Source organism: Thauera phenylacetica B4P, assembly GCF_000310225.1.
Taxonomy (GTDB): domain Bacteria; phylum Pseudomonadota; class Gammaproteobacteria; order Burkholderiales; family Rhodocyclaceae; genus Thauera; species Thauera phenylacetica.
The window spans coordinates 1-12,961 of sequence record NZ_AMXF01000112.1 but is presented as its reverse complement, the minus strand read 5'-3'; the positions used below and the strand labels follow the sequence as shown (position 1 = coordinate 12,961).

Annotated in this window: 11 protein-coding genes and 1 pseudogene; 5 read left to right on the top strand and 7 right to left on the bottom strand. The window is 69.7% G+C overall.

From position 1 onward, the window contains the following. Positions 1 to 170: 170 nt before the first annotated feature. Both C667_RS13940 and C667_RS13935 read left to right on the top strand, forming a co-directional pair. Complete coding sequence (locus tag C667_RS13940) at positions 171 to 719, top strand: TPM domain-containing protein (protein WP_004366313.1); 549 nt, start codon at positions 171 to 173, stop codon at positions 717 to 719. Between the two features lie 218 nt (positions 720 to 937). Further along, entirely contained in the window at positions 938 to 1,444 is a 507-nt protein-coding gene (locus C667_RS13935; protein ID WP_004366311.1) for a phasin family protein, read from the top strand. A gap of 146 nt (positions 1,445 to 1,590) precedes the next feature. On the opposite strand, the gene moaE is transcribed toward C667_RS13935, so the two are convergent. The 7 genes from moaE to C667_RS13900 form a co-directional block, all read right to left on the bottom strand. Next, positions 1,591 to 2,124, bottom strand: a complete 534-nt coding sequence (gene moaE, locus C667_RS13930) for a molybdopterin synthase catalytic subunit MoaE (protein ID WP_004366308.1) — start codon at positions 2,122 to 2,124, stop codon at positions 1,591 to 1,593. A gap of 2 nt (positions 2,125 to 2,126) precedes the next feature. After that, positions 2,127 to 2,387 (bottom strand): molybdopterin converting factor subunit 1, encoded by a 261-nt coding sequence (gene moaD / locus C667_RS13925; protein WP_004366307.1) that lies wholly within the window; start codon positions 2,385 to 2,387, stop codon positions 2,127 to 2,129. 54 nt (positions 2,388 to 2,441) lie between these two features. Next, positions 2,442 to 3,647, bottom strand: coding sequence for a molybdopterin molybdotransferase MoeA (locus tag C667_RS13920; RefSeq protein WP_004366304.1), 1,206 nt, complete (start codon positions 3,645 to 3,647; stop codon positions 2,442 to 2,444). Further along, positions 3,644 to 4,138 (bottom strand): molybdopterin-guanine dinucleotide biosynthesis protein B, encoded by a 495-nt coding sequence (mobB, locus tag C667_RS13915; RefSeq protein WP_004366302.1) that lies wholly within the window; start codon positions 4,136 to 4,138, stop codon positions 3,644 to 3,646. Before mobB ends, C667_RS13920 begins: the two co-directional genes overlap by 4 nt. Before the next feature lie 77 nt (positions 4,139 to 4,215). Continuing rightward, positions 4,216 to 6,177, bottom strand: coding sequence for a DNA repair helicase YoaA (yoaA, locus tag C667_RS13910; RefSeq protein ID WP_004366300.1), 1,962 nt, complete (start codon positions 6,175 to 6,177; stop codon positions 4,216 to 4,218). Between the two features lie 6 nt (positions 6,178 to 6,183). Further along, entirely contained in the window at positions 6,184 to 7,344 is a 1,161-nt protein-coding gene (locus tag C667_RS13905; protein WP_004366297.1) for a DUF5723 family protein, read from the bottom strand. Between the two features lie 73 nt (positions 7,345 to 7,417). Further along, positions 7,418 to 9,514, bottom strand: coding sequence for a hypothetical protein (locus C667_RS13900; protein WP_004366295.1), 2,097 nt, complete (start codon positions 9,512 to 9,514; stop codon positions 7,418 to 7,420). Between the two features lie 280 nt (positions 9,515 to 9,794). On the opposite strand from C667_RS13900, the gene C667_RS13895 reads away from it, so the two are divergent. From C667_RS13895 to C667_RS26830, 3 genes and pseudogenes are all read left to right on the top strand, one after another. Beyond that, positions 9,795 to 10,589, top strand: coding sequence for a hypothetical protein (locus C667_RS13895; protein WP_245538475.1), 795 nt, complete (start codon positions 9,795 to 9,797; stop codon positions 10,587 to 10,589). Further along, entirely contained in the window at positions 10,586 to 12,784 is a 2,199-nt protein-coding gene (gene gspD / locus C667_RS13890) for a type II secretion system secretin GspD (protein WP_004366291.1), read from the top strand. The genes C667_RS13895 and gspD overlap by 4 nt, the downstream gene beginning before the upstream one ends. Then, a pseudogene (locus tag C667_RS26830) lies at positions 12,784 to 12,961 on the top strand (type II secretion system protein GspE); the annotation flags it as partial. The gene gspD and the pseudogene C667_RS26830, both read left to right, overlap by 1 nt.

Below are 12,961 nucleotides of genomic sequence, written 5' to 3'. Positions count from 1 at the left end.
TTCGTGCTCGCGCTCGGCATCGGCGGCGGTGGACGTGGCGGTCCGCCGCATCGCGGCGGCGGGCCGCTCATCCGCGGCGGCGGCCTGGGTGGTGGCGGCTTTGGTGGCGGCGGTTTCCGCTCCGGCGGTGGCGGCAGCTTCGGGGGCGGCGGCGCCTCGGGGAGCTGGTGATGGGGCAAGCGATGGAGAAGCTGCGCAGGCTGCTGCGCCATCTCTGGCTCGACGCCGACGACGCCCGGCGCGCACTCGGCGAAGCGGCGCTCGACCGCCTGGAGGCGGGCGTACGCGCGAGCGAGGCCGGCCACAGCGGGCAGATCTGCCTGTGCGTGGAGGCCAGCCTGCCGCCGAGCTACCTGTGGCGCCACCTCGCGCGCGGCGAGGCGCTCGCGAGCGTGATCCGCGACCGCGCGATCACGCTGTTCGGCAAGCAGCGCGTGTGGGACACCGAGGACAACAACGGCGTGCTGGTGTATCTGCTGCTCGCCGAACACCGCATCGAGATCGTCGCCGACCGCGCCCTCGCGCGTGCCCTCGAACCGGCCGCCTGGCAAGACCTCGTCACGCAGCTCGCCACGCCCTGCCGCGACGCCCGCTTCGAGGACGCGCTCGGCAACGCGGTGGAGCGGCTGGACCTGCTGCTGCGCACCGGGTTTCCGCGGGACGGTGGTGGCGATCGCAGGGGCGAGGACGGACTCTCCGACCGCCCCGTGCTGCGCTGAAGCCGCCGCGGTTGCTGCAACGCAACATCATACGCACGCGTCACACCCCCGAAGTACCGGATGCACCACGGAGGCGCCTTCGAGCTGTGCTATTGTGAAAGCCGGGATGGTGAAGTCGGTGAGGTTGCGCCGGCCCGAGAACAACAAGGGACGCCATTCCGTGGGTGCCAAGCCCGAAAAAAGTCAGACAACCGATACGTGCGAGTGGAGACGAGCCTATGGCCAGCAAACAGGAACAGTTGAACGAACTTCAGAAGAAGAACCTCGAGGCGGCGATGCGCCTGGCTCAGATGTCGATCGAGAACTCGCAGCGCATCATGGAGATCCAGGTCAACACGGCCAAGCGCCTGTTCGAGGAAGGCGTGCACAACGCCAAGGCTCTCTCGGCCGCGAAGGATCCGCAGGGCGCGATGGAGATGCGCGCGAGCTACGCGCAGCGCACCACCGAAGAGATGCTGGCATGTGCGCGCCAGATCGCCGAGATCACCGCTTCGACCCAGGCCGAGTTCGGCCGTCTGGTCGGCGAGCAGCTGAGCTCCGGCAGCACCGACATGTTCGAAGCCATGCAGAAGATGTTCACCGGCATGCCGATCGCCGACCAGAACGCGCTGGGCGCGATGCAGACCGCCATGGACACCACCCGCGCGGCCTTCGAGCAGATGACGCGTGCTTCCAGCCAGGCCTTCCAGGCCTTCACCCAGCAGGGTGGCAAGGGTCGTCGCTGAGCAGCCTCCGCCTCGTGTGGCGGGCGTGCCCGCCACGACTGAAAACGGCGCCGCAAGGCGCCGTTTTGCTTGATCCGGACCCCACGCCGAGGCCGCCACCGCAGGGAGCGGCAGCGCGTCGCTCCGCGCCGCCGGCTTGAACCACGTCAGCGCCGCCGCTCGATGTCATCCCAGTCCTCGCCCTGGCCAGCCTGCGCCGGCACAGTCTCCCAGCGCGCCGCCGCCGAATCGTCGCTCTCGCGCGCGTCCACCCAGCGCGCGCCCTGCGGCGTCTCCTCGCATTTCCAGAACGGCGCCTGCGTCTTCAGGTAATCCATGATGAACTCGCAGGCGGCGAAGGCCTCGCCGCGGTGCGCGCTCGCCACGCCGACGAAGACGATGCGGTCGGCGGGCTCCAGGCGACCGTGGCGGTGGATGACGCGCACCGCATGCAGCGACCAGCGCGCCTTCGCCTGCTCGACGATCTCCTCGAGCGCACGCTCGGTCATGCCCGGGTAGTGCTCCAGGGTCATCGCGCGGACGCCGCTGCCGTCGTTGGCGTCGCGCACGAGGCCGACGAAGCTCGCCACCGCGCCGACGTCGCGCCGTCCCTCGCCGAGGCGGGCGATCTCGGCCCCGACGTCGAAATCCTCCTGCTGGACGCTGACCTCGGCAGCGCCCTGCGCTCTCGCTTGCACCATCGTCAACCTCCGGTCACCGGCGGGAAGAAGGCGACCTCGTCGCCGCCGTCGAGCGCCGCATCCGCGGCCGCCATCTTCTGGTTGAGCGCCGCGCGCACGTTGCGCCCGGCCGCGAGCGCCTGCCAGCCCTCGCCGCGCGCGGCCAGGTGGCTGCGCAACGCACCCAACGTGGCGATGCCCGCGGGCAGCTCCAGCTCCTCGCCGGCGCAGCCCACCGCCTCGCGCAGGCTCGCGAAATACAGAATCTTCACCTTGCTCGTCATGTCCGTCTCGTTTCCTTGATTGCCCGTCTGCGCCCGCCCATCCCTGCCCGCCGCTCAGTGCAGCAGGTCGCCGTAGGGCAGGAAGCGCACTGTCGCGCCGCGCGCGATCACGGTGTCGGCCGGGATGTCGACCAGGCCGTTCGCCCACACCGTCGACTCGAGCGCCGCGGAGCCCTGGTTGGCGAAGAGCTCCACCCCGCCCTGCGCGTTCATGCGCGCACGCAGGAACTCGCGCCGGCGGTCCGGCCTGGGCCAGTCGAAGTCGGCGCGCAGCTGCATCGCAGCCGGCGTCACCTCGCTCGCCCCCTGGGTGGCGAGCAGGAAGGGCCGCACCATCAGCAGGAAGGTCACGAAGCTCGACACCGGATTGCCCGGTAGCCCGATGAAGGCGGCGCCATGCACGCGCCCGTAGGCGAGCGGCTTGCCGGGCTTCATGGCGATCTTCCACATGTCCAGGCTGCCCTCGGCCTCGACCGCCGGCTTGACGTGGTCCTCCTCGCCCACCGACACGCCGCCGCTGGTCAGGATCAGGTCGTGGCCCTCGGCGGCGCGGCGCAGCACCTCGCGGGTGGCGTCGAGGCGGTCGGGCACGATGCCGAAGTCCTCGACCTCGCAGCCGAGCGCGGCGAGCAGGCCGCGCAGCAGGTAGCGGTTGGAGTTGTAGATGCCGCCCGGCGGCAGGGGCTCGCCCGGCATCACGAGTTCGGAGCCGGTGGAGAACACCGCGACCTTGACGCGCCGATGCACCGGCAGCCGCGCCAGCCCCACCGCGGCGGCGAGCGCCACCGCCTGCGGGGTGAGGCGCAGCCCGGCGGGCAGCACGCGCGCGCCGCGGGTGATGTACTCGCCCATGCGGCGCACCGCCTCGCCGACGCGCGGCACGGTGTTAACCACCACCTCGTCACCGGCGTGCTCGCACAGCTCCTGCATCACCACGGTGTCCGCGCCCGGCGGCAGCGGCGCGCCGGTGAAGATACGTGCGGCGGTGCCGGGCGCGAGCTCGTGGCCGACGCTGCCGGCCGGGATGCGCTGGCTCACCGGCAGGCGGGTGCCCGCCACCGGCACGTCGGCGGCGCGCAGCGCGTAGCCGTCCATGCCCGAGTTGTCCATCGGCGGCTGGTCGATCGTGGAGTGCTGGTCGACCGCGAGCACGCGGCCGGCGGCGAACATTGTGTCCACCTCCTCGACCTCACGCACCGGGCGGACGAAGCCGAGCAGCCTCTCGCAGGCCTCGTCGAAGGAAAGCATGTTGGGGTTCATCGGTTCTTCAGGTACTCCAGGATGAAGTCGGCCACCTTCGCCGGCTCGTCGAGCGGCAGGCGCGGCAGCGGGCAGTCGATCTCGGCGTTGGTGGCGACCGCGACCACGTGCGGGTTCTCGGGCCACAGCGGCGGCTTGCCGTGCGAGGGGCGGTGGATCTCGATCTTGGGCACCGCCGCGGCCTTGTAGCCTTCGATCAGCACGAGGTCGCAGGGTTCGAGCAGGCGCAGCTGCTCGTCCAGCGTGGGCTCGGGCGTGCCGCGCAGCTCGTGCATCAGCACCCAGCGGTCGTTCGACAGCATCAGCACCTGCATCGCGCCGGCCTCGCGGTGGCGCCACGAGTCCTTGCCCGGCTTGTCGAGGTCGAAGCCGTGGTGGGCGTGCTTGATCACCGACACGCGCAGGCCGCGCGCGGTGAGCTCGGGGATCAGCTTTTCGACCAGGGTGGTCTTGCCGGAACCGGACCAGCCGGCGAAACCGAAGACTTTCATCGAGACATCGCCCCACGGCGTGAAATGAGCAGTCCCGAAGGATACAACAGAGCGCCGCCCGCCACCCTTGACGCAGCTCAGCCGCCCTGGCGCGGCGGCGGCAGGCTCTCGAGGAAGGCCACCGCGTCGGCCTCGGCGCGCGTGCGGCGCATCGGCGGCAGGCTGCGCCACACCACCTTGCCGTAGGACTTGTCGATCATGCGCGGGTCGCAGATGCACAGCACGCCGCGGTCGCGCTCGCTGCGGATGAGCCGCCCGGCGCCCTGCTTCATGTTGATCACGGTCTTGGGCAGCTGGTGATGCACGAAGGGGCTCAAGCCCTGCTTCTGCATGTGCTCGACGCGCGCGGCCAGCACCGGATCGTCGGGCGGGGCGAAGGGGAGCTTGTCGATCACCACCAGCGACAGCGCGTCGCCCGGCACGTCCACGCCCTCCCAGAAGCTCTGGCTCGCCACCAGCACCGCGTTGCCGAGGCGGCGGAAGCGCTCGAGCAGCTCGGTGCGCGAGCCCTCGCCCTGCAGCAGCACGGGCAGCTCGTCACCGCTGTGCGCGAGGCCGTCGAGGATCAGCTCGTGGATGCGCCGCATCGCGCGCAGGGAAGTACACAGCACGAAGGCGCGCCCGCGCGCGGCGCGGATCAGCGGCAGCGCCACCTTGGCGACGCGCTCGGTGTAGTCGGGCGAGTTGGGCTCGGGCATGCCCGCGGGCGCATACAGCAGGGCCTGCTCGGCGTAGTCGAAGGGGCTGCCCCACACCGCGGTGAGCGGCGGCGGGTCCATCCAGGCCAGGCCGAGCTCGCGGCAGTAGTGGCCGAAGTCGGCCTTGCCCACCGCCAGCGTCGCCGAGGTGAAGATCCACGCGCGCGGGTGGCCCTCGAGCTGGCGCTTGAACACGTCCGACACGTGCAGCGGCGTGGCGTTGAGCGCGAGCGACTGGGTGAAGACCTCGACCCAGCGGATCAGCTCCTTGTCCTCGGGCTTGCGCCAGCCCGCCAGGCGCTCGGCCATCTCCTCGGTGCGGCGCAGGCAGTTGCCCAGGCCCTCGGAGCGCTCGGCCTGGGTGGCGAGCACGGCGTGAAAGCCGGCGAGCGCCCTCTCCAGGCCCTCGACCATGGCGTCGAAGCCCTCGCGCTCGGCGGCCTGCGCGGCGGACATGCGCGCCGACTCGGCCCCGAACACCAGGCGCAGGTCGCGCGCGGCCTTCTCCAGGCTGCGCGTCTGGTCGATCATCGCCACGCAGTCGCGCGCCGCGGCCACGGTCTCGGAGCGCGTGTCGCGCGCGAGCTCCAGCACCTGCGCGGTGGACACGCTGTCGCCGAAGAACAGGCTCGCGGTCTCGGGCAGCTGGTGAGCCTCGTCGAAGATCACCGCGTTGCACGCCGGCAGCAGCTCGCCCATGGCCTCGTCGCGCAGCATCACGTCGGCGAAGAAGAGGTGGTGATTGACCACCACCACATCGGCCTCCATGGCGTTGCGCCGCGCCTGCATCACGAAGCACTCCTCCTTGTTCGGGCAGTCCTGGCCGAGGCAGTTGTCGCGCGTCGAGGTGGCGGCGACCCAGGCCAGCGAGTCCTCGCGCACGTCGGTGCATTCGGCCTTGTCGCCGCTCTGCGTGGTCTTGGCGAAGCGCGTGATCGCGCGCAGGTCGGCGGCGTCCTGCGCGGTGAGGAAGCGGCCGTCGCGCGCGTTGCGCTCGAGGTGGTAGTGGCAGACGTAGTTGGCGCGGCCCTTTAGCAGGGCGATGCTCACCGGCACCTTGAGTGCCGCGCGCACCGTGGGCAGGTCGCGGTTGAAGAGCTGGTCCTGCAGGGTCTTGGTGCCGGTCGAGATGACGACCTTGCCACCGGCGAGCAGCGCCGGCACCAGGTAGGCGAAGGTCTTGCCGGTGCCCGTCCCCGCCTCCGCCACCAGCACGCGGTTCCCGCGCAGCGCCTCGGCGATCTTCTGCGCCATCTCGATCTGCTGCGGGCGGGCACGGAAGCCGGGGATCGCGGCAGCGAGGGGGCCGTCGTCGGCGAAGATCGGGGCGGGGTCGGACATCGAAACTCAGAAGTGGTAGTTCAGGCCTATCGTCGCTCCAAGCGCCTTGGCCGCGCTGAAATCGGCATCGTCTGCGCGCAGGGCGAGCTGGAAGGGACCGTAGCGAACCCCGATGCCGATGCTGTCGAAACGGGTCTCGTACGAGAGCGCGATGATACCCTCTTCGGCGAAGCGCCAGCCGGCGGAGAACTCGGGCAGCACCACGCCGCTGCGCGCCGAGAGGCTGGCGCCGAGCACCACGGCGTCGCGGGTCCAGGTCGCGGCCAGGCGCATGCGCGGGTCGAGGTCGAGGTCGACGTCCTGATAGCCGCTCGTGTTGTTGAAGCTCGCCATCCCGCCAGGCCGGGTCAGCCATTGCGTTTCGTTGATCCCATCCACATCCACACGCTGGGTGAGCAGCGGAACGTTCTTCCAGCTGAGCTTGCCGAGCAAGTCATTGACCGCGAGGTCGACACGCAGCTCGGGGCTCGCCTGCCAGCGCAGCGCGAAATCGAGCGCATAGCCGTAGCCCCCGTCGCCATCCCTGCGGGTGGCGGGCCGGAAGTCGCTGCGGCCGGGGTTCGGATCCGCCGGGGACTCGTAATCGAGCCCGTCGTACAAGAGCGTGCGCACGCCATGGATGTTGGCCGTGCCATCCTCCACCTCGACATGGCCCACGACGCGCTCGACGCGGAGCTGGTCGGCCTTCAGCAGGTTCAGCGCAACCGAGCCCGACAGGGTCTCGGAGGCGAGCGGGAGCGCGAGGGCGAAGCGCACGCCGTGCGCGCTGAAGCCGGTGAATTCATAGTCGAGCCCGTACCCCCGGTTGGTATCGAGCAGGCGTAGCGGGTCGTCCGAGGCCGCATAGACCACGATCGAGTCATGGTTGGTTCTGCCGAAGCCATCGGCCCGGGTGAACACGCCGACGCTCCAGCCGTCACCGGTGTAATCCAGGCCGGCACGCCCAAACGCGACCGCCAGGTTACGACCGGCGCGTGGGTCGGCAGGCTGCGTCCACGCGTCATCGATATCCTTGGCCGCGATGAAGTCGTCGGCAGCGAAGGCGGTCGCCGAAAAGGACACGCCACGCGGCAAGTCCGCCACAGGTGCGGTCGATACCGCCATCAGGTCGGCTGCCGTCGCGTTGGCAGCGACGGCGATGCCCAGGGAGAGGGCGAGGAATTTCATCGAAGCATCCCAGGAAGGTCAAAAAAAGCGGGCGACCAGCGCCCGCTTTCGTGTGCAGCAGAAGAACTCCGGATCAGAACAGCGACTCGCTGGTACCGTCGATGAAGCTGACCATGTCGCGGCCGATCGAGCCGAGCTTGCGGCCATCGGCGGCGAGTACCTCGCCGTTCTGGCTGTACTCGGAGTAGCTCAGTTTCACGCCATTGTTGTTGGCGAGATTCCAGACCCACTCCGGATCGGCGGGCGAGCCCTCCGTGCGCGCAGCGCTGCCCTGCAGGGCGACACCATTGCCCGTGGCGAAGTCGAAGCTCAACGACTCCTTCAGCCATTCGTCACGCTTGGCCTGGAGATTGAGCGTCAAGCCTGCCTTGTCCTTGGCTTCGAAAAGGGTGCCGACGAAGCTGCCCTGGAGCTTGGCGAAGTTGCTCGCCGACTCGTCCTCGTAGGGCTTGTAGCCGTTGGACCAGTTCTGGCCCAGCGTGAAGAGCCCGTCGAAGAGGGTGAACTGCTCGGGCACATTCTCGAACTTGCCCGAGAGCTTGGCTGCGGCAGGCTGATAGTCGATCCAGTCCTGGCCGGGCGCCTGGCTCTCGAGCACCCCGGAGGCCTCGAGCCGGCCGGTGAAGCGGAAGTTCGGGCTGCTCGCCACCAGCGTGACATCGAGCGCCGGGCTGACGATCTTGCCGGCGACACCGCCCATGTCGAAGCTCAGGTTGGAGATCTCGGCCTTGAAGAGGCTTGCGTCTTGCGCGTCCACCGAGCTCAGCACGCCCGTGCCCTTGAGCTTGTAGTCCTTGGTGACTTCCTGATCGCCACTGACCGTCACATCCACATCGACCAGCGTGGCCGCCGCGCCTTCGGCCATCGGCGCATAGCGGCCCGAGAGCCTGGCGGTGGTGCCGGTGAAGCCGATGGTTCCGGTGTATCCCGTGTAGGCCGTCTCGCCGCTGTTTCCGCCGTACGCGCCCCAGAACTCTTCGCGCACGAGGTTCCAGCCGACGCGCCCGTCCGTGGTCTTGTCAAGCCCCACTTCGAGCACGGAACCGTCCCGATAGATCCGGCAGGCGGCAGACGCCCCGGCACTCTGGATCTCGCATCCACCCTCGTAACCCCAGACAAAAGTCTGCGTGGTATCCACCGCCGCCGCGCCGGGATAAACGCCGAGCATCACACTCGCAGCCTTGGTCAGGACCTCCAACTCGTCGATCGCGCCGAGGAGCTCGAGCTGGTTGGTGGTCTCGTTCCGCATGCGTTCATACTGCTTGTCGAGCGAACCGGTTCCACTGTCGTTCGACATGGCAAGGATCTGTTCACGCAGCGCGCGCAGCATCGTCCTGGCCTGATCGATCTCGCTCTCGTAGACCGCCTCGGTCACGTCGTCCGTCACAGCCTCGACAGACTTGGGAGCCTCGATCTTCGCCACCAATTCGGCCTGGACCGCAGGCGCGTAAACCTCGGCGATCTCGGCGAGTTTCGTCGCGAAGCTCCCGAGCGAATCGGTGTCCTGCAGCAGGCCAGCGGCGGCATCGGGATTGGACACATCGACGAGCCCGGACAGCACCGCAAGCACGATGGCAAGGCGAGACGCCGGATCGGTGGACGTGACGCGGTCGGACTCGCTGCCGATCAGCACGGGCGCGTCGAACAAGCCGGCACCGTCCTGCAGGAAGCGAAGACGGGTCTCCTCCTGCCCTGCACGAATCGCCTGCGGCGTCACCCCGGTTTCAAGCTTCCCCGCCGAGGTGAGCAGGCCACTCGCCGCCAGGTGCGTGAGCACATGCACGCCGACCTCGGAGCGGAACTCCGTCAGCAGGGCATTGAGCACCCGTCCGGCAACAAAATCCTTCGGCGCCCTGGCCGCTTCGTCGAAGTACTGGCAACCGTCAGCCCCTTTCACGCGCGCCACGATCGGGCCCTCGGGCCGGACGAAGGACAGCACGGCCTTGCCGTCTGCGCCCACCTTGACGCTGTCGAGCACCGAGCCGTCGGCCTTCAGCGCCTCGACCGAGCAGCTGGTATTGAACTTGCCGAGCGAGGGCGTCACGGTCATCGACGAAGTGACGGGGGCCGGCGCCGGAGCTTCCGATCCACCGCCACCGCCACCGCCGCAGCCCACCACCAGCATCGCCCCTGCCACCGCGAGCGCCATCGCCGAAATGTTCTTATTCATTTGAAATTCTTCCAGAGAGATCCGCATCGTTTGATCGCTGCGCTTCGCCGCCAACTCGAGTGGTCGATCACAGCGGCTGCGATCATGCCCAGCGCGTATCCTCGATGCAAGCATGGGTAGGACTGTCGTCATCCGGCGCGTAACATTTACCACGGGGGCACGAATTTACCCACCCGAAAATGCAGACGGGACGAGGATGCCTTGAACACGATCCAATCTTTTATTTCCCAATTCGGGCTCTTTCCCTTCAATAGCACGACGTTCGGAACACGCCTGAAACATGGAGCAGGGACAATCCCGTGTTTTGGATTTCGCGGATGCCCTGCCCACCCAGGTTTGCGGACCCGTGGCCCGCCTCGAGCGCGAGACAGCGCCGTGGCAAGCGACGGCGCCGCCCCCGGAGCCCGGGAATCCTCGCGGCCAGCCGGAAAGCGTCGGCTCGAAATACTGGACGCTCATCCGCTGGCATATACTTGCGGGCCTTTTACAAGGCCCGACGCCTGCGTCTTCAGCCTTCCGTGGCGCCCTGATCCTGCCAATGCCGATCTTCCTCCGCCGCCTCACCGGCCCCCTCCGCTCATTTCCCAACACACCGAGGGCGTTCGCCTGGCTGCTCGCGGTGGGTCTCTGCGCGTGGGTCATGGCGGAGCTGTTCTGGCAGTTCGCCGCGCCCCAACCCGTGGCCGCGCTGGCGCGCCACGAGCCCGACCCCCGCAAGGTGGCCGTCCGCATCGGCCTGCACGTCGGCCGCGCCGTACCCGCCGCGGACAGCGCGCCGGCACGCGCCGCGATCCCGGATGCGCGCTACACGGTCACCGGCATCGCCACCGGCTTCGGCGCCCTGCCCGGCTTCGTGATCCTGCAGGCCGACGACGGCTCCACCCTCAGCCTGAGCCCCGGCCAGGCCCTGCCCGATGGCCGCAGGCTGGTTCGCCTGCTGCCTGAAACCGCCGAATTCGAGCTCGACGACCGTCGCAGCAGCCTCGCCCTGCCCGCCCGCGGCGGCGAGCCCGGCGACGCCCTCCGCCCACCCACGCCCGTCGCCGACGGCGGGCCCAGACGCGATCACCGATGACCCGCCTCTCCACCCCACGATCGCCTTCCCGCCCCTGCCGTGCGCACGGCAGGAATGCACTGCGCCGCGCCCTGTGCTCGATCACCCTCTCCGCGCTCGTCTTCTCCGCGCTCGGCCTCGGCACGCCACCGGCGCTCGCGGCAGGCGAGCCGGTGGCGCTCAACTTCCAGAACGCCGAGATCGACTCGGTGATCCAGGCAATCGGGCGCATCTCGGGGCGCAACTTCCTCATCGACCCGCGCGTCAAGGGCAAGATCAACCTCATCACCAACACCCCGGTGGCGCCCGAGCTGACCTACCAGATCCTGCTCTCGGCGCTGCGCCTGCAGGGCTACGCGGCGATCGAGGAGTCGGGCGTGACCAAGCTGGTGCCCGAGGCCGACGCCAAGCTGCACGGCGTTCCGGTGGTGAGCAACCGCCAGGGTGCAGGGGGCACCCGCGGCGACCGCCTGGTGACCCAGGTCTTCGCGCTGCGCCACGAGTCGGCGGCGCACATGGTCAACGTGGTGCGCCCGCTGGTATCGGCCAACAACGCCGTCACCGCCTTCCCCGGCAACAACACCCTGGTGGTCACCGACTACGCCGAGAACCTGCGCCGGCTGGCGACGGTGATCGACTCGATCGACACCCCGCAGGGCGACGTCGCGGTGCTGCACCTGCAGCATGCGATGGCCAACGACCTCGCCCCGGTGCTCACCCGCCTGCTCGCGGAGCAGCAGGCCGGCGGCCAGAACGCGGGCGGCCTGGCGCCGCCGCAGATCGTCGCCGAGCCCAACAGCAACAGCCTGCTGGTACGCGCCGAAACGCCCAGCCGCCTGGCCGCGCTGCGCCAGCTCGTCACGGCGCTCGACCGTCCCGGCGCGGGCGGCGACATCCGCGTGGTCTACCTGCGCAACGCCGACGCCACCCAGGTGGCCGCCACGCTCAACGCCGCGCTCGCCGGCGAGGGCGGCACGAGCGAGGCCACGGCCGCCCAGCCGCTGTCGCGCAACGGCGGAAGCGCTGGCTTCGGCACAGGCAGTTCAGCCACGTCCGGAATGGGCGTCGCCAGCGCCCCCCTGCGCGGCACCGGCTCCACCACCAGCAGCACGGCAGGCGGACTCTCCGCAACCACGCGCGGCGGCATGGTGCAGCCGGATGCGGTGAACAACGCCCTCATCATCACCGCGCCCGACGCCATCTACCGCAACCTGCGCACGGTCATCGACCAGCTCGACCGCCGCCGCGCGCAGGTCTACATCGAGGCTCTGATCGCCGAGATCTCCACTGAGCGTGCCGCCGAGTTCGGCTTCCAGTGGGTGGGCGGCGCCTCCTCGGGCGAGGTCGGCATCCTGGGCGGCCAGCTCTTCAACAGCGGCGGCAGCAACCTCGGTCAGCTGATCGCCGGCAGCGCCGGCAACGGCACGCCGACCCTGCCCGACAACGGCCTCAACCTGGTTGTGGGTGGCGGCAAGGTCAACGTGCCCGGCCTCGGCGAGGTGCTCAGCCTGGGCGTGCTCGCCCGCTTTCTCGAGAACGAGGTCAGCGCCAACATCCTGTCCACGCCCAACCTGATCACCCTCGACAACGAGGAGGCGCGTATCGTCGTCGGCCGCAACCTGCCCTTCGTGACCGGGCAGTACGCCAACACCGGCGGCGGCACCACGCCCGCCAACCCCTTCCAGACCATCGAGCGCCGCGACGTCGGCCTCACCCTGCACGTCAAGCCGCAGATCTCCGAGGGCGGCACCATCCGCCTGCAGATCTACCAGGAGGCCTCGGCCGTGGTGGGTAGCGCGGAGAGCGCGGCGGCCGGCAACTCGGTGACCACCAAGCGCTCGATCGAGTCCATGGTGCTGGTCGACGACGGCGCCATCCTCGCCCTCGGCGGCCTGGTCGAGGACAGCTACACCGGCAGCGAGGAGAAGGTGCCGGTGCTCGGCGACCTGCCCTTCGCCGGCAACCTGTTCCGCTACGACACCCGCAAGCGCTCCAAGACCAACCTGGTTGTGTTCCTGCGCCCGGTGATCCTGCGTGACCGCGACAGCTACGCCGCGCTCACCGACAGCCGCTACGACTATGTGATCGGCCGCCGCGACGAGCTGCCCTCGCGCGCCAACCTGCTGCGCGACCCGCCGCCGGGCGAGCCGGCGCCGGTGGTCGACCTCGCCTTCCGGCCGCTGCTGCCCGCCGCCTCGCCGGTGGCCCCGCGCTGATGGGTTTCGAGCTGCCCTACGGCTTTGCCCGCGACCATGGCGTGCTGGTCGCCGCGCTCGGTGCCGAGCACGCCGAGGTGCTCGTGCGCGAGGACGCCCACCCGCAGGCGCTCGCCGAGGTGCGCCGCAGCGTCGGCCTGCCGCTGCGCCTGCAGCGCGTGCCGCGCGCGCTCTTCG